This is a genomic window from Streptomyces sp. NPDC101227 (assembly GCF_044767545.1).
Taxonomy (GTDB): domain Bacteria; phylum Actinomycetota; class Actinomycetes; order Streptomycetales; family Streptomycetaceae; genus Streptomyces.
On sequence record NZ_JBIWOD010000001.1, the window covers coordinates 206,595 to 228,948 of the forward strand.

Genomic DNA, 22,354 nt, shown 5'->3' on the forward strand with positions numbered 1-22,354 from the left:
TAGCCAGGCGGGCGGCGGCCGCGCCCCCGCCCGCCGTCACACCGCCGGCTACCGGCGGCCGCCGCCCTCCTTGCCCAGCAGCCCGGCCCGCCGCAGCGCATCGGCCATCGCGTCATTGGCCGGCCCGGCTTCGCGGCCGCCCCGGCGGTCCCCGCCGCGTCCCGCGCCGCCGCCCTGCCGCTGCCGTGGCGTGCCGCCCCGGCCGCCACCCTCGCGCGGCCCGGCGCCGCGGCGCTCGCCGCCGCCCCGCCGTTCGCCGCCGCCCGCCGCCGCGGCCTTGCCGTGCTCGTCGTCCAGGCGCAGCGTCAGCGAGATCCGCTTCCGCGGAATGTCGACATCGAGCACCTTGACCCGCACGATGTCGCCCGGCTTCACCACATCCCGCGGGTCCTTGACGAAGTTCTTCGACATCGCCGAGACATGGACGAGCCCGTCCTGATGGACGCCCACATCCACGAACGCCCCGAAGGCGGCGACATTGGTCACCACGCCTTCCAGGAGCATCCCCGGCTGCAGATCGCCGATCTTCTCCACGCCTTCCTTGAAGGTCGCGGTCTTGAAGACCGGACGCGGGTCGCGGCCCGGCTTCTCCAGCTCCTGGAGGATGTCGTTGACCGTCGGCAGACCGAAGGAGTCATCGACGAAGTCCGTGGCATCGAGCGTGCGCAGCGCGGTCGCATTGCCGATCAGCGAACCGACCTCGCCGCCCGCCGAGGCGACCATCCGGCGCACCACCGGATAGGCCTCCGGGTGCACGCTGGACGCGTCCAGCGGGTCGTCGCCGCCCCGGATGCGAAGGAAGCCCGCGCACTGCTCGTACGCCTTCGGGCCGAGCCGCGCCACATCCTTGAGGGCCTTGCGGGAGCGGAAGGGGCCGTTCTGGTCGCGGTGCGCGACAATGTTCTCGGCCAGGCCCGAACCGATGCCCGACACCCGCGAAAGCAGCGGCGCGGAGGCGGTGTTGACGTCCACGCCGACGCCGTTCACACAGTCCTCGACCACCGCGTCCAACGAGCGCGACAGCTTCAGCTCGGACAGATCGTGCTGGTACTGGCCGACACCGATCGACTTCGGGTCGATCTTGACGAGTTCGGCCAGCGGGTCCTGCAGCCGCCGGGCGATGGACACCGCGCCGCGCAGCGATACGTCCATGTCGGGCAATTCCTGGGAGGCGAAGGCGGAGGCGGAGTACACCGACGCGCCCGCCTCGGACACCATCACCTTCGTCAGCTTCAGCCCGGGCTGCGCCGCGATCAGATCGGCCGCCAGCTTGTCGGTCTCGCGGGAGGCGGTGCCGTTGCCGATCGCGATCAGCTCGACGTCGTGCTCACGCGCCAGCTTCGCCAGCGAGGCCAGCGAGGCGTCCCACTTCTGCTGCGGCACGTGCGGGTAGATGGTGTCGGTGGCGGCCACCTTGCCGGTCGCATCGACGACGGCGACCTTCACGCCCGTACGGAAACCGGGGTCCAGGCCCATCGTGGCGCGCGTCCCGGCGGGCGCCGCCAGGAGCAGATCGCGCAGATTCGACGCGAAGACCCGGACGGCCTCGTCCTCGGCGGCCTGCCGCAGCCGCAGCCGCAGATCGATCCCCAGGTGCACCTGGACGCGGGTGCGCCAGGCCCAGCGGACCGTGTCCTGCAGCCACTTGTCGGCCGGGCGGCCCCGGTCGGCGATGCCGAAGCGGTGCGCGATGGACCGCTCGTACGAGCTGGGGCCCTCGGTCGCGGACGACGGGGCCTCCGGCTCCAGCGCCAGGTCGAGGACCTCCTCCTTCTCGCCGCGGAACATGGCCAGCACCCGGTGGGAGGGCAGCTCGGTGAACGGCTCGGCGAAGTCGAAGTAGTCGGCGAACTTCGCGCCGGCCTCCTCCTTGCCCTCGCGCACCTTCGCCGCGACCTGCCCGCGCGACCACATCCGCTCGCGCAGCTCGCCGATCAGGTCGGCGTCCTCGCTGAACCGCTCGGTCAGGATGGCCCGCGCGCCCTCCAGGGCGGCGGCCGCGTCGGCGACGCCCTTGCCCTCGTCCACGAACGCCGCGGCGGCCGCGGCCGGCTCCACCGAGGGATCGCCCAGCAGCCCGTCGGCCAGCGGTTCCAGACCCGCCTCCCGCGCGATCTGGGCCTTGGTGCGCCGCTTGGGCTTGTACGGGAGGTAGATGTCCTCCAGACGCGCCTTGGACTCGGCGCCCCGGATCTGCGCCTCCAGGGCGGCGTCCAATTTGCCCTGGGACCGTACGGATTCCAGGATCGCGGTCCGCCGCTCCTCCAGCTCCCGCAGATAGCGCAGCCGCTCCTCGAGCGAGCGCAGCTGCGCGTCGTCGAGCATCTCGGTGGCTTCCTTGCGGTAGCGCGCGATGAACGGGACGGTCGAGCCGCCGTCGAGCAGTTCGACCGCGGCCTTGACCTGCCGCTCCTTGACGCCGAGTTCCTCGGCGATCCTCGCTTCGAGGGACCCGAGAGACCCGGTGGACACAGTGGATGCCGTCACGTTGATCCTGCCCCGCCTTCCAGCGCTTGCTTGAGCCTGCATTGTGCCGGGTAGGGGGCCGGACTGTCGCGCCGCCCAGCCGTGCGCGCCGGGGTGTGAGAAGGCGCACGCACACCCCGGCGACGCCTTATCACACGCCGATTCGCCGGCCGGCCGGGTACCGGGTCACTTGCCGAACATCTCCGCGGGGAAGGCCCCGGCACTCAGGGCGGCGCCGGCAAAATTGGCCGCCAGCTCGGTGAGCCGGGCCACGCCCTCGGCGCCCAGGTGCTCGTACGGCGCCCGGTCCAGCCGGTCCGTCGTCCGCTCCAGGTCCTTGCGCAGCTGGACACCGGCCTCTGTCAACTCGCCCTCGGCGTCCAGGAGTCCACGGCCGCGCAGCCGCTCCTGGGCGGCCTGCCAGTCCTCCTCCGACCAGCCGCGGGTCGCCAGCACGCCCCGGTAGCTCATGCCGCGGCCGCTGGCGGTGTGACTGACCAGCGCCTCCAGGCCGTCCAGCCCGGCGTCGAGCAGCGCCAGGAGGTGCCCGTCGCCGCGGTGTTCGCGCAGCAGGGTCGCGGCGTGCCAATAGGCCAGGTGGGGGGCTTCCGGCACCGGGAGGTCGGCGTGCGCGGCGTACAACGGCCGGGCGTGGCGGGCGCAGGCCTCGGTGGCACGCAGCGCCAGCTCGGCCGCCTCCGCCATCTCCGGGGACTCGAGAGCCGCTTCCCCGAGCAGCCGGCGCAGCGTGGCGTCGACCACGCGCAGCCGGGCCTCCAGTACGGCCTCCGGGGTGGCGACCGACCACACGTGCGGCACGTGCTGCGCGATGGCCTCGTGCTTGAAGTTGTAGAAGGTGGCCGTGATGGTACCGGGGCCCACCGCACCCATGGCGGCGCTGCGCGCGGCGAAGTAGGCGGCCCGGCGGTCCTCGAGACCGATCTTGGCCAGTTCGGCGGGGAACTCCGGCGCGAAGTAGTGCGCCGAGTGGTACGGGTTGATGACGTTGTGACACTGACGTCCGGCGTTCTCCGGCAGTGCGCTGGTAGAGGTCATGACAGCAGGTTACCGACCGCTCGGTATGGCCGCGCCGCGGCCCCCGGCCCCCTGGGTGTGGCAGCCCATGCCACGTGCATGCCACCTGCCTGGGCACCTGCATGCCACCTGCATGGCACGTGCCTGGCAGGGGCGGAGCGGGCCGTGCCGGGGAACGGCAAGCGATGGCAGACCCCTGGCCGACCATGCAGGCATGCAGGCCATGGCAGAAAAGGTGGGAAACTCGTCATTGCCGCCATCGTCGCCGCTGTCCAGGATGGAGTCATGGAACAGCGCAATGTGCTGGTCGTCCTCTACGACGGCCTGCAGAGCCTTGACGTCAGCGGGCCGGTCGAGGTCCTCAACGGCGCCAACGTCCGCACCCCGGGCGCCTACCGGATCCGTACGGCAAGCCTGGACGGAGCCCCGGTCCGTACCTCCAGCGGGCTGACCCTCATCCCGGACCTCGCGCTCGCCGACGCCGAGGCACCCCACACCCTCCTCGTGCCCGGCGGCAACGGCACCCGCACCCCCGACCCCCGGCTGATCGACTGGCTGCGGACCCAGGCGCCCCGCGCCCGGCGGAAGGTCTCGGTGTGCACCGGGGCGCTGCTGCTTGGCGAGGCCGGTCTGCTGGACGGGCGCCGCGCGACCACCCACTGGTCGGAGTGCGACACCCTGGCGCGCCGGTTCCCCGCCGTCCGCGTCGAACCGGAGCCGATCTACGTACGCGACGGTGACCTGGTCACCTCCGCGGGCGTCACGGCCGGAATCGATCTGGCGCTGGCCCTGGTGGAGGAGGACCACGGCCGGGATCTCGCGCTGATGATCGCCCGCCATCTGGTCGTCTTTCTGCGCCGGCCCGGCAACCAAACCCAGTTCAGCGCCCAGCTCGCCGCCCAGACCGCGGAGCGGCGCCCGCTGCGCGACGTCCAGCAGTGGATCACCGAGAACCCGGCGGCGGACCTGTCCGTCGACGCCCTCGCGGCGCGCGCCGGACTTTCGCCACGGCACTTCGCCCGCGCGTTCCGCGAGGAGGTCGGGATGACGCCGGGACGCTATGTCGACCGGACCCGCCTGGAGGCCGCCCGACGTCGCCTCGAGGACAGCGCCGACGGCATCGAGGAGGTGTCCCGGCGCTGCGGCTACGGCACCCCGGAAGCGATGCGCCGCGCGTTCATACGGGTGCTGGGCGCCGCGCCGGCCGAATACCGCCGCCGTTTCCAGCCGGCCACTGCGGCGGGGCGGTGAGCTGACCTGGCCGGGCCGGGCCGTACGCCTGGGGTTCGTACCCCTAGGGCGCGGTCGAACGCATCCCGTAGGGGTCGCAAGCACCCCCCCACGGGGCCCACAACGCGGCGGGGCCGGGCGGTATTTCCGTAACTCGCAGCGTGATTCGTCCCTGACTGCCAACCCGTGACGACGCTCAACTGCCAAGCCTCGGCCACGTCAGCTGCCAACCGTCGCCACTGCCAGCAACCGACGACCCGCAACGAACGAACCAACGACCAAACGACCAACCACCAATCGACCAACGACCGTGGTTGACCGACCAACAGGAGCCCTCAGATGCAGATCGCAATCCTTCTCTACGACCGCTTCACCACCCTGGACGCCGTCGGCCCGTACGAGACCCTCAGCCGGCTGCCGGGCGCCGAGACGGTCTTCGTCGCCGAGCGCCCCGGCACCTACCGCAACGACAACAGCTCGCTGGGCCTGGTCGCCGACGCCGCGCTGGCCGACGTCACCGCGCCCGACATCATCGTCGTACCCGGGGGCCCGGGGCAGATCGCGCACATGGAGAACGGCGCGCTGCTCGAGTGGATCCGTGCCGTGGACGCCCACAGCACCTGGACGACCTCGGTGTGCACCGGGTCGCTCATCCTGGCGGCCGCGGGCCTTCTCAAGGGCCGCCGGGCAACCTCCCACTGGCTGGCGCTGGACCAGCTGCCGGGATTCGGGGCCGAGCCGACGGGGGAGCGGGTGGTCTTCGACGGCAAGTACGTCACGGCGGCCGGCGTCTCGTCCGGCATCGACATGGGCCTGACCCTGGCGGGGCGGATCGCCGGGGACACCGTCGCCCAGTCGATCCAGCTCGGCATCGAGTACGACCCGCAGCCGCCGTACGACGCGGGCGCCCCCGACAAGGCCCCGGCCGAGGTCACCGCGATGATGCGCGAGCGCAGCCGGTTCCTGCTGACCGGCGAGGAGTAGGCCCCGCCTCGCCGCTCACTCCGCAGGCCAGGTGAAGCGCGGCGCCCGGCGCTCCAGGAAGGCGGCGGCACCCTCCACGGTGTCGCCGCTCGCGCGCGCCTGCGCCGCCCAGTACGCGCCCCGCTCCTCGGCCTCGGCGGGCAGGACGTCCCACGTCCCGTCGGCCAGTTCCTTCGCCGCGGTCTGCGTCAGCAGCGACCGCCCGGCCAATACGGCCGCGAAGTCCGCCACCCGCTTGTCCAGCTCGCCCTCGGGCAGCACCTCGTCCACCAGCCCGGTCCGCAGCGCCCGCGCGCAGTCGATCAACTCACCGGAAAAGAGCAGGTACTTGGCGGCCGAGGGCCCCACCAGCCGCACCAGCCGCCGGGTGGCGGACGCCGGATAGGCGACCCCCAGCTTCGCCGGTGTCACCCCGAACAGCGCCCCCTCCTCCGCGAACCGCAGATCGCAGGCGGCCGCCAGCTGAGCGCCGCCGCCGACGCAGTACCCGCGTATCGCCGCCAGCGTCGGCCCCGGGAACGCCGCCAGCGCCTCCTCCGCCGCCACCGCCAGCCCCTGTGACTCACCGGACGGGTCCCGCAGCGACCCGATGTCCGCCCCCGCGCAGAACGTCCCGCCCTCGCCCGTCAGCACCAGCTGCCGTACGGCACGGTCGCCCGCCAGCTGCTCCAGCAGCGGCGGCAGATCCCGCCACATCTGCACGGTCATCGCATTCCGCTTGCCGGTGTTGCTGATGGTGACGGTCGCCGTGCCGTCGCTGACATGCGTCTTCAGAGCCGGTTCCATGTCCCGGATATTAGAGCGACCCCCGTCGGGCGGCCGGATACGATCGACGGTCTGATGTCAGCAACCCTTGTCGCCAAAGATCTCGCCGCCGGTCATGGCGAGCGCGTCCTGTTCTCCGGTCTCGATCTGGTCGTCGCCCCCGGCGATGTGATCGGCCTCGTCGGCGCCAACGGCGCGGGCAAGTCCACCCTGCTGCGCCTGCTGGCCGGCCTGGACACCCCGGAAGAGGGCAAGCTCGCGCTCAGCCCGCCCGCCGCCACCGTCGGCCATCTTCCGCAGGAGCCCGACCGCCGCCCCGGAGAGTCCGTACGGGCATTCCTCGCCCGCCGCACCGGAGTCGCCGACGCCCAGCGCACCCTGGACGCCACCACCCAGGCGCTGGTCGAGGAGCGGCCCGGCGCGGACGACGACTACGCCGTCGCCCTCGAGCGCTGGCTCGCGCTGGGCGCCGCCGACCTCGACGAACGCGCCGAGGAGACCGCCGCCCAGCTCGGCCTCACGGTCAGCCTCGACCAGCCGATGACCTCCCTGTCCGGCGGCCAGGCCGCCCGCGCCTCGCTCGCCTCGCTGCTGCTCTCCCGTTACGACATCTTCCTGCTGGACGAGCCGACCAACGACCTCGATCTGGACGGCCTGCGCCGGCTGGAGTCCTTCGTCACCGGCCTGCGCGCCGGCACGGTCCTGGTCAGCCACGACCGCGAGTTCCTGACCCGCACGGTCAACCGCGTCGTCGAACTCGACCTCGCCCAGCAGCAGGTCAAGACCTACGGCGGCGGCTACGCCTCCTACCTGGAGGAGCGCGAACGGGCCCGGCGGCACGCCCGCGAGGAGTACGAGGAGTACGCGGAGACCAGGGCCGCTCTGGAAACCCGCGCGCACACCCAGCGCAACTGGATGGAGAAGGGCGTCAAGAACGCCCGCCGCAAGGCCCCCGACAACGACAAGATCGCCCGCAAGGGCCGGGTGGAAGCCACCGAGAAGCAGGCCGCCAAGGCCAAGCAGACCCAGCGGCTGATCGAGCGCCTCGACGTCGTCGAGGAGCCGCGCAAGGAGTGGGAGCTGCGGATGGAGATCGCCGCGGCGCCCCGGGCCGGCGCGGTGGTGGCCACCCTCCGCGGCGCAGAGGTCCGCCGCGGCGACTTCCGCTTCGGCCCGGTGGACCTCCAGATCGACTGGGCCGACCGGGTCGCCATCACCGGCCCCAACGGATCCGGCAAGTCCACCCTGCTCGCCGCCCTCCTCGGCCGGCTCCCGCTGGACGAGGGCCAGGCCTCGCTGGGCCCCGGCGTGGTGGTCGGCGAGATCGACCAGGCGCGCGGCCAGCTCTTCGGCGGAGGCGGACGCGGCCTCGGCGACGACCCCCTGATGGACGCCTTCCGGGCCTGCGTACCGGACCTGTCGCCCGCCGACGTCCGCACCCTGCTCGCCAAGTTCGGCCTGAAGGCGGCGCATGTGCTGCGCCCGGCGCGCACCCTCTCGCCGGGCGAGCGGACCCGCGCCGCGCTGGCCCTCCTCCAGGGCCGCGGGGTCAACCTCCTCGTCCTCGACGAGCCCACCAACCACCTCGACCTCCCGGCCATCGAACAGCTGGAGTCGGCGCTCGCCTCGTACCCGGGCACGCTGCTGCTGGTCACGCACGACCGGCGGATGCTGGAGGCGGTCCACACCACCCGCCGCATCGAGGTCGACGCCGGGCGGATCACCGATCGCGCGGTGTGAGCCGGGCCACCCCTCCGACAATCGATTTGGTCCTGCGCCGGGCGACCCGTAATGTGGTGTTCACCGACGCGGGGTGGAGCAGCTCGGTAGCTCGCTGGGCTCATAACCCAGAGGTCGCAGGTTCAAATCCTGTCCCCGCTACTCCTTGAACAGCAGGCCCGGTGCCCAGGCACCGGGCCTGCTGTCGTCTGTCGACGCGCAGCGGTCGCCCCTGCACGCCATGCAAAGTGGCCGGATCCGGTCCCTGACCCGGGGGACGGTTACGGCCGGCCGGTCGTGGCGGGTACCGTTCGGCCGCCGTTCCCTGCCCGTCCTGGAACAAGGAACAAAGCGGGCAGAACCGGTCGCCAGACCGATCGGGGCGCACCGCATCGGTCAGAAGGCGTCGATAAGCGCTGACTTGCGTTCAGCGGGCCGGTCCGGACCAACGCATTCTCAACACTCTTCCTGTGAGGATGCCTTCCGGACCCCCCGCAGAACCCCCCGAGGAGCTGACCTCCCCGCTCGCGTACGAAGGTGCCTGGCGCTTCACCGCCCCGGCGCTGGAGTCGTCGGTGCCGCAGGCGCGCCACGCGGTACGGGATCTGCTCGGCGAACAGCGTGTGCCGGTCGCCGCCGACGTCATGGACGGTCTGCTGCTGATCGTCTCCGAACTCGTCACCAACGCCGTCCAGCATGCCGCCCTGCTCTCACCCCAGATCGTCGTGCAGCTCACGATTGGGGCGAACTGGCTGCGGGTGGCGGTCGAGGACAACCACCCCTACCGCCCCAAGGCGCTCGAGGCGGACGAGGGTGATCTCGGCGGCCGCGGCCTGTGGCTGGTCAAGGCGCTGACCGCGGAGGCGGGCGGCAAGTGCGACGTCGAGCACACCGCGAACGGTGGCAAGGCCATCTGGGCCGAGCTGCCCCTCGTCCCGCTCGCTACCAGCCCGCCGACTGTCCCGTGAGCTCGCGGACCGCCGGGCGCGCCGCGTCCAGCACGGTCATGAACCACGCGGAGAACGGCACCTGAGAATGCCGCTCGGCCAGCTCCTGCGGCGTCACGAACGCGATCTCGCCGATCTCGTCGGGATCGGGCGAGGGCTCGGCCCGCACCAGCCCGACGAACAGGTGGTTGTACTCCTGCTCCACCAGGCCGGAGGCCGGATCGGGGTGGTTGTAGCGCACCGTGCCCGCCTCGGCCAGCAGCGCGGGCGCCAGGCCCAGCTCCTCCGCGGTGCGCCGGGCCGCGGCCGCGAACGGCGTCTCGCCCGGGTACGGATGCCCGCAGCAGGTGTTGGACCACACACCGGGGGAGTGGTACTTCGACAGCGCCCGGCGCTGCAGCAGCAGCCGGCCCTTCTCGTCGAAGAGGAAGACCGAAAACGCCCGGTGCAGCTGTCCGGGAGGCTGATGGGCGGCGAGCTTCTCCGCGGTGCCGATCGTCTTGCCGTCCTCGTCGACCAGCTCCAGCATGATCGGTACGGCGGCGCCGTCCGCTGTGCTCGCCGCCGGGATCCCGGCGGTCTGTCCGTTGGCAGGTGTGATCGGCATGCCCATCCTTGTCGTCGGTCTTCCCCGCCAAGTCTGCCCCACCTGCGTGCGCATCAGGCGCACAGCAAGCCAGGTCGTGCACGGTGCCGCGGTGTTTGCCGGGCGGGGCTCCCGGTGCGGATGCGTGTCCGGATATGTGTCCGATTGCAAAACGATCACGCGCGGCCGGTGCGGCCGACCGTGAGAGGGGCCACAGCGGCCGGCCTCCGCATGGCGCTCGCCACAGCCGCCCCGGCACAACCCGCATCACCCGTGACCAGCCCACTCATAACCGGCACCGGATCGAACGCCTGGTCAGCACGCCAGTTGTTCATGGACCGTCCGATCCACCATGATGATCGCGGCAGGCGCAGCCGTCGGTCACTCGATCGTGCGGTGAATGCGCGGTGAACGGCCGCATCCGGCGATCCGATAGCCTCTGCCGACGTGCAACCCAGCCCCTCCGGGCGCCAGGTGTGCCACGCCCGCTGCCCGGGTAGTTCGTATCGAATACGGATCGATTGCGGACCGTCCGTGCTGCCTTGTCAGCATCCAAGGAGTGAGTTCGTCTGTCGACCGCCATCCTCACCGGTACGCCGGTCGCCGGGTCGCCGCTCGAAGCCGACCTGCGCACGCTGGGCTTTGACGTCCGTACGGCGAACGATGCCACGGCCGCCGCCGAGCTGATCGCCGCCGCGCCCGCCCAGGAGCGGGTCGCCGTCGTCGACCCCCGTTTCGTCGGCCACCTGCACGCCCTGCGGCTGGCGCTCACCGACCCCCGCTTCCCGGCCGCCGCCGTCCCCGGGGCGCTCACCGCGCAGCCCGAGGCGCGCGCCGCGCTGGTGAGGGCGGCCGGCAAGATCCCGGTCGGCGCCGGTACCGCGCATCTCACCGACGTCCTGACCGAGACCCTCACCGAGTCCCTGGACCGTGAGGACATCGGCCTGCACCACGTCGAGCTGGGCAGCCTGGTCGCCACCGTCGCGCTCACCCCGGCGCAGCGCGAGAGCGCGCGGGAGTCCGTCGCCCTCGTCGACGACGAGGCCGTACGGCTGCGCACCGCCGTGAAGTCCCGCGACGGGTTCTTCACGACGTACTGCATCAGCCCGTACTCCCGCTACCTCGCCCGCTGGTGCGCGCGCCGCGGGCTCACCCCGAACCAGGTCACCACCGCCTCCCTGCTCACCGCGCTGATCGCGGCGGGCTGCGCGGCCACCGGGACCCGCGGCGGCTTCATCGCCGCGGGCCTCCTCCTTCTCTTCTCCTTCGTCCTGGACTGCACCGACGGGCAGCTCGCCCGCTACTCGCTCCAGTACTCGACGATGGGCGCCTGGCTGGACGCCACCTTCGACCGGGCCAAGGAGTACGCGTACTACGCGGGGCTCGCGCTCGGCGCGGCACGCGGCGGCGATGACGTATGGGCACTGGCGCTCGGCGCGATGGTGCTGCAGACCTGCCGCCATGTCGTCGACTTCTCCTTCAACGAGGCGAATCACGATGCGGGGGGTGCCACGGCCAACACCAGCCCCACCGCCGCGCTCTCCGACAAGCTCGACAGCGTCGGCTGGACGGTCTGGGTGCGCCGGATGATCGTGCTGCCCATCGGCGAACGCTGGGCCATGATCGCCGTACTGACGGCACTCACCACGCCGCGCATCGTCTTCTACGCCCTGCTCATCGGCTGCGCCCTCGCCGCCTGCTACACCACGGCAGGCCGGGTGCTGCGCTCGCTGACCCGCCGGGCCCGGCGCACCGACCGCGCCGCCCAGGCGCTCGCCGACCTCGCCGACTCCGGCCCGCTCGCCGAGCTGATCGCCGCCGGCGCCCGCGGCCGTGCCCGTACCGGTTCCTACCTGGCGCCCGCTATGGCGTTTCTCTCGGCCGCGGTGCTGCTGGTCTGGGTGATCTTCGAGGACGACCCCGCTTCCTGGCTGACCGTCGGCGTCGCCCTCTGCTCCGCCCTGCTGGCCGGTGCGGCCGTGTCCCGCCCGCTCAAGGGCGCCCTCGACTGGCTGGTGCCGCCGTTCTTCCGGGCCGGCGAATACACCACGATCCTGGTCCTGGCGGCGCGCGCGGACGTCCCCGGAGCGCTGCCCGCGGCGTTCGGGCTGGTCGCGGCCGTCGCCTACCATCACTACGACACCGTCTACCGCATCCGCGGTGGCACCGGGGCGCCGCCGCGGTGGCTGGTCCGGGCAACCGGCGGGCACGAAGGACGCGTCTTGGTAGTGACCGTCCTGGCAGCCGCGCTGTCCCCCTCAGGTTTCACAATCGCGCTCACGGCTCTTGCCGTGGTCCTGGCGCTGCTGGTGCTCATCGAGAGCATCCGCTTCTGGGTCTCTTCCGGAGCACCCGCCGTACACGATGAAGGAGAACCCGCATGATCGGCCTCGTGCTGGCAGCCGGCGCCGGACGGCGTCTGCGCCCCTACACCGACACCCTGCCCAAGGCCCTGGTGCCGGTCGACGGCGACACGACCATCCTGGACCTGACCCTCGGCAACTTCGCCGAGATCGGCCTGACCGAGGTGGCGATCATCGTCGGCTACCGCAAGGAAGCCGTCTACGAGCGCAAGGAGGCCCTGGAGCAGAAGTACGGCCTCAAGCTCACCCTCATCGACAACGACAAGGCCGAGGAGTGGAACAATGCCTACTCCCTGTGGTGCGGCCGTGACTCCATCAAGCACGATGTGATCCTCGCCAACGGCGACACCGTGCACCCGGTCTCCGTCGAGAAGACCCTGCTCGCCGCCCGCGGCAACGGCCAGAAGATCATCCTCGCCCTCGACACGGTCAAGCAGCTGGCCGACGAGGAGATGAAGGTCATCGTGGACCCCGAGAAGGGCGTCCAGCGCATCACCAAGCTGATGGACCCGGCCGAGGCGACCGGCGAGTACATCGGCGTCACCCTCATCGAGGGTTCCGCCGCCGAGGAGCTCGCCGATGCCCTGAAGACCACCTTCGAGCGGGACCCCGACCTCTACTACGAGGACGGCTACCAGGAGCTCGTCAACCGCGGCTTCAAGGTGGACGTGGCCCCGATCGGCGACGTCAAGTGGGTCGAGATCGACAACCACGACGACCTCGCGAAGGGCCGTGACATCGCATGCCAGTACTGACCCGCCTCATTCCGTCCCCGGTCGTCGTTGACATCAACGCCGGCGCCCTGGACGACCTGGCGGGCCTGCTGGCCGATCAGCGCATCTCCGCGTCCGGCAAGCTCGCCATCGCGATCAGCGGCGGCTCGGGGGCACGGCTGCGCGAGCGGCTGTCCCCCGCGCTGCCGGGCGCCGAGTGGTACGAGGTCGGCGGCGGCACCCTGGACGACGCGATCAAGCTCGCCGACGCCATGAAGAAGGGGCACTACGACGCGGTCGTGGGCCTCGGCGGCGGCAAGATCATCGACTGTGCCAAGTTCGCCGCCGCGCGGATCGGCCTGCCGCTGGTCGCCGTGGCGACGAACCTGTCGCACGACGGCCTGTGCTCGCCGGTCGCCACGCTCGACAACGACGCGGGCCGCGGCTCCTACGGTGTGCCGAACCCGATCGCCGTGGTGATCGACCTCGACATCATCCGTGAGGCCCCGGTCCGGTTCGTCCGCTCCGGCATCGGCGACGCGATCTCCAACATCTCCGCGGTCGCGGACTGGGAGCTCGCCCACCGCGAGACCGGCGAGGACATCGACGGGCTGGCCGCCGCCATGGCCCGCCAGGCCGGCGAGGCCGTGCTGCGCCACCCCGGAGGCGTCGGCGACGACAACTTCCTCCAGGTGCTGGCCGAGGGCCTGGTCCTGACCGGTATCTCGATGTCGGTCGCCGGCGACAGCCGTCCTGCCTCCGGTGCCTGCCACGAGATCAACCACGCCTTCGACCTCCTCTTCCCCAAGCGCGCCGCGAGCCACGGCGAGCAGTGCGGCCTGGGCGCCGCGTTCGCCACGCATCTGCGCGGGGACAAGGAGACCCGTGACCTGATGGTCGAGGTGCTGCGTCGGCACGGCCTGCCGGTCACGCCGGGTGAGATCGGCTTCACCGACGAGGAATTCGTCCAGGTCGTCGAGTACGCACCCAAGACCCGCCCCGGGCGCTACACCATCCTGGAGCACCTCGACCTGTCCACCGACCAGATCAGGGACGCCTACGCCGACTATGCACAAGCCATCGGTAGCTGAGCTCCGGCCGGTCGTTCACCCCCCGGGTGTGAAGGACCGGCGGAGCGGCGAGCACTGGGCCGGCCGGCTCTACATGCGCGAGATCTCCCTGCGCATCGACCGGCACCTGGTGAACACGCGGGTCACGCCCAACCAGCTGACCTATCTGATGACCGTCTTCGGCGTGCTCGCCGCCCCGGCACTGCTGGTGCCGGGGATCGCGGGCGCCGTGCTCGGCGTGCTGATGGTCCAGCTCTACCTGCTGCTCGACTGCGTCGACGGCGAGATCGCCCGCTGGCGCAAGCAGTACTCGCTCGCCGGTGTCTGGATGGACCGCGTCGGCGCGTACCTCACCGACGCCGCCGTGCTCGTCGGCTTCGGCCTGCGCGCCGCCGACCTGTGGGGCTCGGGCCGGATCGACTGGCTGTGGGCCTTCCTCGGCACACTGGCCGCCCTCGGCGCCATCCTGATCAAGGCGGAGACGGACCTGGTCGGCGTGGCCCGCGCGCAGAGCGGCAAGGAGCAGGTCAAGGAGACCGCATCGGAGATGCGCTCCTCCGGCATGGCGCTGGCCCGCAAGGCCGCCGCGGCGCTGCAGTTCCACCGGCTGATCCTCGGCGTCGAGGCGTCCCTGCTGATCGTGGTGCTGGCGATCGTCGACCAGCTCCGGGGGGACCTGTTCTTCTCGCGCCTGGGCGTCGCCGTGCTGGCCGGCATCGCCCTCGTCCAGACCCTGCTCCACCTGGTGTCCATCCTCGCCTCCAGCAGGCTCAAGTGACGGGAGCGGAAATGGACACGGGCCTGCGCGTCGGTGCGGTGGTGCTGACCATGGGCAACCGCCCCGACGAGCTGCGCGCGCTGCTGGACTCGGTCGCCAAGCAGGACGGCGACCGGGTCGAGATCGCCGTCGTCGGCAACGGTTCGCCGCTGCCCGAGCTCCCCGAAGGCGTACGGACCGTCGAGCTGTCGGAGAACGTCGGCATCCCGGCGGGCCGCAACGTCGGCATCGAGGCCTTCGGGCCCGGCGGCAGCGAGGTCGACATCCTGCTCTTCCTCGATGACGACGGGCTGCTGGCCAGGGAGGACACCGCCGAGCTGTGCCGGCAGGCGTTCGCCGCGGACCCCGAGCTCGGCATCATCAGCTTCCGGATCGCCGACCCGGACACCGGCGAGACCCAGCGTCGGCACGTACCGCGGCTGCGGGCCGCCGACCCGATGCGCTCCTCCCGGGTCACGACCTTCCTCGGCGGTGCCAATGCGGTCCGCACCAAGGTCTTCCAGGAGATCGGCGGGCTGCCCGACGACTTCTTCTACGCCCATGAGGAGACGGACCTGGCCTGGCGGGCGCTGGACGCGGGGTGGCTGATCGACTACCGGTCGGACATGCTGCTGCTGCACCCGACGATGGCCCCGAGCCGGCACGCGGTCTACCACCGGATGGTGGCCCGTAACCGTGTGTGGCTGGCCCGCCGCAATCTCCCCGCCCTGCTGGTTCCGGTCTACCTCGGCGTCTGGTTCCTGCTCACCCTGGCCCGGCGTCCTTCCTGGCCTGCGCTGCGGGTCTGGCTGGCCGGTTTCAAGGAGGGCTGGACCACCCCGTGCGGTGACAGGCGCCCCATGAAGTGGGCTACCGTTTGGCGACTGACCCGACTGGGCCGCCCTCCCGTCATCTGACAAGCTCGTATCCAAGAGCATCAGGCGCGATGCGGGGCGTGACCCCGGCAGCGCACATTGAGGACGAAAGTGTCAACTGTGAGCGAGACAACGCACGACAGTGCGGTCGCCATGAGTGCCCCGCCAGCTTCCGACGAAGGGCTCACTGCGGCCCAGCGGGCCCACAAGTACGGGCTCTCGCAGAGCGGGGCCCGCCCCAGCCTGCCGCAGTACGTCCGGGAGCTGTGGGACCGGCGGCATTTCATCTCCGCCTTCGCCAGCGCCAAGCTGACGGCGCAGTACAGCCAGGCGAAGCTGGGCCAGGTCTGGCAGGTGGCGACGCCCCTGCTGAACGCGCTCGTGTACTACCTGATCTTCGGGCTGCTGATCGGTACGCGGAAGGGCATTCCCGACTTCGTCCCGTTCCTGGTGACCGGCGTCTTCATCTTCACCTTCACCCAGAGCTCGGTGATGGCCGGTACCCGCGCCATCTCCGGCAACCTGGGCCTGGTCAGGGCCCTGCACTTCCCGCGTGCCTGCCTGCCGATCTCGTTCTGCCTGATGCAGCTCCAGCAGCTGCTGTTCTCCATGGGCGTGCTGGTGGTCATCCTGCTCGGCTTCGGGCAGATGCCGACCTGGTCGTGGCTGCTGATCTTCCCGGCGCTGCTGCTGCAGTTCGTCTTCAACACCGGCCTGGCGATGGTCATGGCCCGCCTCGGCAGCAAGACGCCCGACCTGGCGCAGCTGATGCCCTTCATCATGCGGACGTGGATGTACGCGTCCGGCGTGATGTTCAGCATCGACCTGATCCTCAAGGGCAAGCACGTCCCCGCCTTCGTGGAGACGCTGCTCAACGCCAACCCGGCCGCGGTCTACATCGACCTGATGCGCTTCGCGCTGATCGACAGCTTCACGCACGACAAGCTGCCGCCGCATGTGTGGGCGTTCGCCGGCGGCTGGGCGCTGCTGATGGGCGTCGCCGGCTTTGTGTACTTCTGGAAGGCTGAGGAGCGGTACGGACGTGGCTGAGGACAACAACGGCGTCCAGCCGACGGCGGCCGCGCAGGAGCGCGTGCCGACGGTGATCGCGGACGATCTGCACATCGTCTACCGGGTGTACGGCACGGGCGCGGGCAAGGGCAGTGCCACCGCGGCGCTGAATCGCATCGTCCGCCGCAAGCCCTCCTCGGGTGTGCGTGAGGTGCATGCGGTCAAGGGCGTCTCCTTCACCGCCTACCGGGGCGAGTCGATCGGACTGATCGGTTCCAACGGCTCCGGCAAGTCGACGCTGCTCAAGGCGGTCGCCGGCCTGCTGCCCGCGGAGCGCGGCAAGGTCTACACGCACGGCCAGCCCTCGCTGCTGGGCGTGAACGCGGCGCTGATGAACGACCTGACCGGCGAGAAGAACGTCCTCCTCGGCGGCCTCGCCATGGGCATGTCCCGCGAGCAGGTCCGCGAGCGCTACGACGGCATCGTCGACTTCTCCGGCATCAACGAGAAGGGCGACTTCATCTCGCTGCCGATGCGCACGTACTCCTCCGGCATGGCGGCCCGGCTGCGGTTCTCCATCGCGGCGGCCAAGGACCACGACGTGCTGATGATCGACGAGGCGCTGGCCACCGGCGACCGCAAGTTCCAGAAGCGCTCCGAGGCCCGCATCCGCGAGCTGCGCAAGGAGGCCGGCACGGTCTTCCTGGTCAGCCACAACAACAAGTCGATCCGGGACACCTGTGACCGGGTGCTGTGGCTGGAGCGCGGCGAGCTGCTGATGGACGGCCCGACGGACGAAGTGATCAAGGCGTACGAGAAGGAGACGGGCAAGTAGCCCGGTCTTTTTGACCCGCTCCGCTGTCGAAGGCCTCCGCGAGTCCGGCTCGCGGGGGTTTTCGATTGTTCGGGCGATCGTTAACAGATGATCAACTCTTCCGCGGGCGGGAACAGTTGAATCGTTGTCGATGTTGGCCGGATTGTTGCCCGAAGCTTCGGTACCCCCTCGTACGCGGGCGAGATGTACGGCGTAAGCTGTACAGGTACTGAACAGCACAAGTGGTGCAAGTCGGGCAATACTCACCTGAGCGGGCGAGGGAAGCTTCGTTCGGGGCGCGGCGTGACCTGCGGCGTGTCCGAAATAGGATGTTTTAGCTTGGCGGTGTAGAACGGGAGACGTGACGGCAATGGCTACTGGTTCGCTCCGGCTCCGAAATGCGCCGGGCAGCCCGCGGTGAGTGAAGGGGAGGCGTTGACGCGCACCGTCGTCCATCGACGGGCGAAGCTCACCGGCGAGCCGGCCGACGCACAGTCGCGCACCGTGCTCGACAAGGCCGCGCACGAGAATTTCCCGGTGGCGCCGTTCTTCCTGCCGCGCGCCTGGCGGGCCGACCTGATGGCCGTCTACGGCTTCGCCCGGCTCGTCGACGACATCGGCGACGGCGATCTCGCGCCCGGTGGCGGCGATGCCGTGCTGCTGGGCCTGGACCGCGCGGCGACCGAGGACCGCACCGCGATGCTGGACGCCCTGGAGGCGGACCTGCGGCGCGTCTTCAGCGACGGCGCCCCCGGCCCCCGGCATCCGCTGCTGCGCCGCCTGGGTCCGACCGTCCGTCGCTGTGGGCTCACCCCCGAGCCCTTCCTCGGTCTGATCGAGGCCAACCGTCAGGACCAGATCGTCACCCGTTACGGCACCTATGACGACCTGCTGGCCTACTGCGAGCTGTCCGCCAACCCCGTCGGCCGGCTCGTGCTCGGCATCACCGGCACCGCGAGCCCGCAGCGCATCCGTCACTCCGACCGGATCTGTACCGCCCTGCAGATCGTCGAGCACCTCCAGGACGTGGCCGAGGACCTCGGCCGTGACCGTGTTTACCTCCCCGCCGAGGACCTGAAGCGTTTTGGTGTCACCGAGGCCGATCTGGCCGCCCCGAGTGGGGGCGCATCGGTGCGCGCACTGATCGCGTACGAAGCGGAACGCGCCCGTGACCTGCTGGATGAAGGCAGCCCGCTGGTGGGTAGCGTCCACGGCAGGCTGAAGCTGCTGTTGGCCGGATTCGTCGCCGGCGGGCGTGCCGCACTCCGGGCGGTCGCGGCCGCCGATCACGACGTACTCCCTGGACCGCCCAAGCCGACCAAGCTCAGCCTGCTGCGCGAGGTGGGGGCGACATTGCGAAGAGAGGGGTGAGCCGGACCGTGGAGGCAACCGCACACGCGTCTGCGCCGGTGCTCGCTGCGTACCGCTACTGCGAGGCCGTCACCGGGCAGCAGGCACGGAACTTCGCCTATGGCATCCGGCTCCTGCCGACCGACAAGCGGCAGGCGATGTCGGCGCTCTACGCCTTTTCGCGCCGGGTCGACGACATCGGTGACGGCACCCTGGAGGCCGCCGCCAAGCAACAGCGCCTGGAGGACACCCGGGCGCTGCTGGGCCGTATCAAGGACGGCCGGATCGACGAGGACGACACCGACCCGGTGGCCGTCGCGCTCGCCGACGCCGCCCGGCGCTTCCCCGTACCGCTCGATGCGCTGGACGAGCTGATCGACGGCGTGCTCGCGGATGTGCGCGGCGACACCTACGAGACCTGGGACGACCTCAAGGTCTACTGCCGCTGCGTCGCCGGAGGCATCGGCCGGCTCTCGCTGGGCGTGTTCGGCACGGTCCCCGGCGCACAGGACGCCGACCGCGCCCCCGAGTACGCCGACACGCTCGGCCTCGCCCTCCAACTCACCAACATCCTCAGGGACGTTCGCGAGGACGCGGACAACGGCCGTACGTATCTCCCCGCCGAGGACCTCGCCAAGTTCGGATGCTCGGCCGGCTTCCACGGCCCGGTGCCGCCGGCCGGCTCCGACTTCGCCGGTCTGGTGCACTTCGAGGTCAAGCGCGCCCGTGCGCTGTTCGCCGACGGGTTCCGGCTGCTGCCGATGCTCGACCGGCGCAGCGGCGCCTGCGTGGCCGCGATGGCCGGCATCTACCACCGGCTGCTCTCCCGGATCGCCGCCGACCCCGAGGCGGTGCTGCGCGGCCGGGTCTCGCTGCCCGGCCGGGAGAAGGCGTTCGTCGCGGTGCGCGGGCTGTCCGGCCTCGACGCGCGCGCGATCGGCCGCCGGGAGTCCGTCAGGAGGCGGGGATGATCCGCCGGGCCGCGCACAGGGACGACGACCCCGCGTCGGCGTGGCGAGCAACCCTCATCCCGGCCGCTGCGTCACTGTCAGCGGTATGGGGGGAGAACGCATGACATCGGCAGCCACGGCGCCCGGCCGCAACGGTGCGCAGCCGCCCGGCCGTCCCGATGGGGCGGCCGCGGTGGTCATCGGCGGCGGACTCGCGGGCACCACGGCGGCGCTCGCACTGGCCGACGCCGGCCTGCGGGTCACCCTTGTCGAGGGCCGGCCCCGGCTCGGCGGACTGGTCTTCTCCTTCCGCCGCGACGGCGCCGCGGGCGAGCTGACCGTCGACAACGGCCAGCACGTCTACCTGCGCTGCTGCACCGCATACCGCGCCTTCCTGGAGCGCATCGGCGCCGCCCGTCTGGTGCCCCTCCAGGACCGCATGGACGTCCCCGTCCTCGATGCCGACCGGATGCGGCTCGGCCGCCTGCGCCGCACCGCCCTGCCCGTCCCGCTGCATCTGGCCGGGAGCCTGGCGTCGTACCCGCACCTCTCGCCCGCCGAGCGGGCCGGCGTCGTCCGCGCCACCCTCGCCCTCAAGGGCCTGGACCCGGCCGATCCCGCCCTGGACGGCGTGGACTTCGGCAGCTGGCTGCGCCGCCACGGTCAGTCCTCCCGCGCCATCGAGGCGCTGTGGGACCTGGTCGGCATCGCCACCCTCAACGCCACCGCCGACCATGCGTCCCTGGGGCTGGCCGCCAAGGTCTTCAAGACCGGCCTCCTCTCCGCGCCGGGTGCCGCCGACATCGGCTGGGCCCGGGTGCCGCTCGGCGAGGTGCACGACGAACTGACCCGCACGGCTCTGGAGAAGGCAGGCGTACGGATCCGCCTGCGCACCCGCGCCGCGGGCATCGAGCGCACCGACGGCAGTTGGCAGGTCGCGGTCGAGAACGGCCCGCACGGCCGCGAGCGGCTCGCCGCGGACACCGTCGTCCTCGCCGTACCGCAGCGCGAAACGCACGGTCTGCTGCCCGACGGCGCGCTGTCGCACCAGGACCGGCTGCTGGAGATCGGCACGGCGCCGATCCTCAACCTCCACGTCATCTACGACCGCAAGGTGCTGCGCCGCCCCTTCTTCGCCGCCGTCGGCTCCCCGGTGCAGTGGGTCTTCGACCGTACGGACGCCTCCGGGCTCGCCGGCCTTCCCGACGGGGCCGGCTGCCAGTATCTGGCCGTCTCGCAGTCCGCCGCGCAGGAGGAGATCGACGCACCGGTCGCCAAGCTGCGGACCCGGTATCTGCCCGAGCTGGAGCGGCTGCTGCCCGCCGCCCGGGGCGCCCGGATCCGCGACTTCTTCGTCACCCGCGAGCGCACCGCGACCTTCGCGCCCGCACCGGGCGTCGGCAGGCTCCGCCCCGCCGCCCGCACCCAAGCCCCCGGCCTGTACCTGGCCGGTGCGTGGACCGCCACCGGGTGGCCCGCGACCATGGAAAGCGCTGTTCGCAGCGGCACTGCCGCCGCTGGCGAGGCACTCACCGAACTCGGCTTCCCCCAGGGCCAGTTGCCTCAGGAGGCGGCATGACTACGAGTACGGCACGTATCACGAGTGCTCGCACGAGCACGAGCATCGGAAACAGAGGAGAAACCGTGAATCCGGCTTCCCCAGCTATCGACACCGCGAGCGTCACCGCGCTGCTGGAGCGCGGGCGGACACTTGCCACTCCCGTGCTGCGTGCCGCCGTGGACCGGCTCGCTCCTCCCATGGACACCGTCGCCGCTTACCACTTCGGCTGGATCGATGCCGCCGGCAACCCCTCGACGGGGGACAGCGGCAAGGCGGTACGCCCCGCGCTCGCCCTGCTGTCGGCCGAGGCCGCCGGCGTGGCCCCCGAGGTCGGCATCCCCGGCGCCGTCGCCGTCGAGCTGGTGCACAACTTCTCGCTGCTGCACGACGACCTGATGGACGGCGACGAACAGCGCCGCCACCGCGACACGGTCTGGAAGGTGCACGGCCCCGCACAGGCGATCCTCGTCGGCGACGCGCTGTTCGCCCTCGCCAACGAAATACTGCTGGAGCTCGGCACCGTCGAGGCCGGCCGGGCGACCCGCCGGCTGACCCTGGCCACCCGCAAGCTGATCGACGGTCAGGCCCAGGACATCTCCTACGAGCACCGCGAGCGGGTCACCGTCGAGGAGTGCCTGGAGATGGAGGGCAACAAGACCGGCGCGCTGCTGGCCTGCGCCGTCTCCATCGGTGCGGTACTCGGCGGCGCCGACGACCGCATGGCCGACATCCTGGAGAAGTACGGCTACCACCTCGGCCTCGCCTTCCAGGCCGTCGACGATGTGCTGGGCATCTGGGGCGACCCGGAGGCCACCGGCAAGCGGACCTGGAGCGATCTGCGCCAGCGCAAGAAGTCGCTGCCGGTCGTCGCCGCGCTGGCCGCGGGCGGCCCCGCCTCCGAGCGCCTCGCCCGGATCCTGGCGGCCGACGCCAAGAAGACCGAGACCGAGATCGCCGACTTCACCGAGGAGGAGTTCGCCTCCCGGGCGGCCCTGATCGAGGAGGCCGGCGGCCGCGAGTGGACCTCCCAGGAGGCCCGCCGCCAGCACGCCACCGCCATCGCCGCGCTGGACGAGGTCGACATCCCGGAAAAGGTCCGCGCGCAGCTGGTCGCGCTCGCGGACTTCGTCGTCGTACGAGAGAGATGATCACCATCGA

19 protein-coding genes and 1 tRNA gene are annotated in these 22,354 nt (G+C 71.4%); 16 read left to right on the plus strand and 4 right to left on the minus strand.

The genetic code is table 11. The annotated features are described in order from the left end of the window. Positions 1 to 48 precede the first annotated feature (48 nt). Together ACIRPT_RS00945 and ACIRPT_RS00950 are read right to left on the minus strand one after the other, a co-directional pair. Complete coding sequence (locus tag ACIRPT_RS00945) at positions 49 to 2,487, minus strand: Tex family protein (protein ID WP_403820259.1); 2,439 nt, start codon at positions 2,485 to 2,487, stop codon at positions 49 to 51. A gap of 165 nt (positions 2,488 to 2,652) precedes the next feature. Next, positions 2,653 to 3,522, minus strand: a complete 870-nt coding sequence (locus ACIRPT_RS00950) for a hypothetical protein (protein WP_403820262.1) — start codon at positions 3,520 to 3,522, stop codon at positions 2,653 to 2,655. Between the two features lie 264 nt (positions 3,523 to 3,786). Here ACIRPT_RS00950 and ACIRPT_RS00955 point away from each other — a divergent pair, with 264 nt between their 5' ends. Together ACIRPT_RS00955 and ACIRPT_RS00960 are read left to right on the plus strand one after the other, a co-directional pair. Further along, positions 3,787 to 4,752: a GlxA family transcriptional regulator gene (locus ACIRPT_RS00955; RefSeq protein ID WP_403820265.1), complete on the plus strand. Its 966-nt coding sequence runs from the start codon at positions 3,787 to 3,789 to the stop codon at positions 4,750 to 4,752. A gap of 318 nt (positions 4,753 to 5,070) precedes the next feature. Further along, a complete protein-coding gene (locus ACIRPT_RS00960) occupies positions 5,071 to 5,715 on the plus strand; it encodes a DJ-1/PfpI family protein (protein WP_403820268.1) in 645 nt (214 codons plus the stop codon). A 15-nt stretch (positions 5,716 to 5,730) separates the two neighbouring features. Here ACIRPT_RS00960 and ACIRPT_RS00965 read toward each other — a convergent pair whose 3' ends face one another. After that, a complete protein-coding gene (locus tag ACIRPT_RS00965) occupies positions 5,731 to 6,501 on the minus strand; it encodes an enoyl-CoA hydratase/isomerase family protein (protein ID WP_403820271.1) in 771 nt (256 codons plus the stop codon). Between the two features lie 54 nt (positions 6,502 to 6,555). Here ACIRPT_RS00965 and ACIRPT_RS00970 point away from each other — a divergent pair, with 54 nt between their 5' ends. The 3 genes from ACIRPT_RS00970 (at position 6,556) to ACIRPT_RS00980 (ending at position 9,167) form a co-directional block, all read left to right on the plus strand. Then, positions 6,556 to 8,220: an ABC-F family ATP-binding cassette domain-containing protein gene (locus ACIRPT_RS00970; RefSeq protein ID WP_403820274.1), complete on the plus strand. Its 1,665-nt coding sequence runs from the start codon at positions 6,556 to 6,558 to the stop codon at positions 8,218 to 8,220. 67 nt (positions 8,221 to 8,287) lie between these two features. After that, positions 8,288 to 8,361, plus strand: a tRNA-Met gene (locus tag ACIRPT_RS00975). A 314-nt stretch (positions 8,362 to 8,675) separates the two neighbouring features. After that, positions 8,676 to 9,167, plus strand: coding sequence for an ATP-binding protein (locus ACIRPT_RS00980; RefSeq protein WP_403820277.1), 492 nt, complete (start codon positions 8,676 to 8,678; stop codon positions 9,165 to 9,167). Here ACIRPT_RS00980 and idi read toward each other — a convergent pair. Further along, positions 9,142 to 9,753 carry an isopentenyl-diphosphate Delta-isomerase gene (gene idi, locus ACIRPT_RS00985; protein ID WP_403497898.1) on the minus strand — a complete coding sequence of 204 codons (612 nt, stop codon included), beginning with the start codon at positions 9,751 to 9,753 and terminating at the stop codon, positions 9,142 to 9,144. The genes ACIRPT_RS00980 and idi overlap by 26 nt on opposite strands. Positions 9,754 to 10,301: 548 nt before the next feature. Here idi and ACIRPT_RS00990 point away from each other — a divergent pair. The 11 genes from ACIRPT_RS00990 to ACIRPT_RS01040 all read left to right on the plus strand — a co-directional run bounded on the left by ACIRPT_RS00990 (position 10,302) and on the right by ACIRPT_RS01040 (position 22,344). Continuing rightward, positions 10,302 to 12,116 (plus strand): DUF5941 domain-containing protein, encoded by a 1,815-nt coding sequence (locus ACIRPT_RS00990; RefSeq protein ID WP_403821734.1) that lies wholly within the window; start codon positions 10,302 to 10,304, stop codon positions 12,114 to 12,116. Then, positions 12,113 to 12,850 (plus strand): sugar phosphate nucleotidyltransferase, encoded by a 738-nt coding sequence (locus ACIRPT_RS00995; RefSeq protein ID WP_238576330.1) that lies wholly within the window; start codon positions 12,113 to 12,115, stop codon positions 12,848 to 12,850. Before ACIRPT_RS00990 ends, ACIRPT_RS00995 begins: the two co-directional genes overlap by 4 nt. After that, entirely contained in the window at positions 12,838 to 13,899 is a 1,062-nt protein-coding gene (locus ACIRPT_RS01000; protein ID WP_403497900.1) for an iron-containing alcohol dehydrogenase family protein, read from the plus strand. Before ACIRPT_RS00995 ends, ACIRPT_RS01000 begins: the two co-directional genes overlap by 13 nt. Beyond that, the gene (locus ACIRPT_RS01005; RefSeq protein ID WP_403497902.1) at positions 13,877 to 14,656 is read left to right on the plus strand and encodes a CDP-alcohol phosphatidyltransferase family protein; all 780 of its coding nucleotides are present in this window, start codon (positions 13,877 to 13,879) and stop codon (positions 14,654 to 14,656) included. The genes ACIRPT_RS01000 and ACIRPT_RS01005 overlap by 23 nt, the downstream gene beginning before the upstream one ends. Positions 14,657 to 14,679: 23 nt before the next feature. Beyond that, positions 14,680 to 15,552, plus strand: coding sequence for a glycosyltransferase family 2 protein (locus ACIRPT_RS01010; protein ID WP_403821737.1), 873 nt, complete (start codon positions 14,680 to 14,682; stop codon positions 15,550 to 15,552). 78 nt (positions 15,553 to 15,630) lie between these two features. Next, positions 15,631 to 16,560, plus strand: coding sequence for an ABC transporter permease (locus ACIRPT_RS01015; protein ID WP_403820282.1), 930 nt, complete (start codon positions 15,631 to 15,633; stop codon positions 16,558 to 16,560). Beyond that, entirely contained in the window at positions 16,553 to 17,356 is an 804-nt protein-coding gene (locus ACIRPT_RS01020) for an ABC transporter ATP-binding protein (RefSeq protein ID WP_403820285.1), read from the plus strand. The genes ACIRPT_RS01015 and ACIRPT_RS01020 overlap by 8 nt, the downstream gene beginning before the upstream one ends. A gap of 483 nt (positions 17,357 to 17,839) precedes the next feature. Next, complete coding sequence (gene hpnC / locus ACIRPT_RS01025; protein WP_403821740.1) at positions 17,840 to 18,706, plus strand: squalene synthase HpnC; 867 nt, start codon at positions 17,840 to 17,842, stop codon at positions 18,704 to 18,706. Then, positions 18,703 to 19,656, plus strand: a complete 954-nt coding sequence (hpnD, locus tag ACIRPT_RS01030) for a presqualene diphosphate synthase HpnD (RefSeq protein ID WP_403820289.1) — start codon at positions 18,703 to 18,705, stop codon at positions 19,654 to 19,656. The genes hpnC and hpnD overlap by 4 nt, the downstream gene beginning before the upstream one ends. A 100-nt stretch (positions 19,657 to 19,756) precedes the next feature. Further along, a complete protein-coding gene (gene hpnE / locus ACIRPT_RS01035) occupies positions 19,757 to 21,214 on the plus strand; it encodes a hydroxysqualene dehydroxylase HpnE (RefSeq protein WP_403820291.1) in 1,458 nt (485 codons plus the stop codon). Positions 21,215 to 21,279: 65 nt separating this feature from the next. Then, complete coding sequence (locus ACIRPT_RS01040; protein ID WP_403497910.1) at positions 21,280 to 22,344, plus strand: polyprenyl synthetase family protein; 1,065 nt, start codon at positions 21,280 to 21,282, stop codon at positions 22,342 to 22,344. Positions 22,345 to 22,354 lie beyond the last annotated feature (10 nt).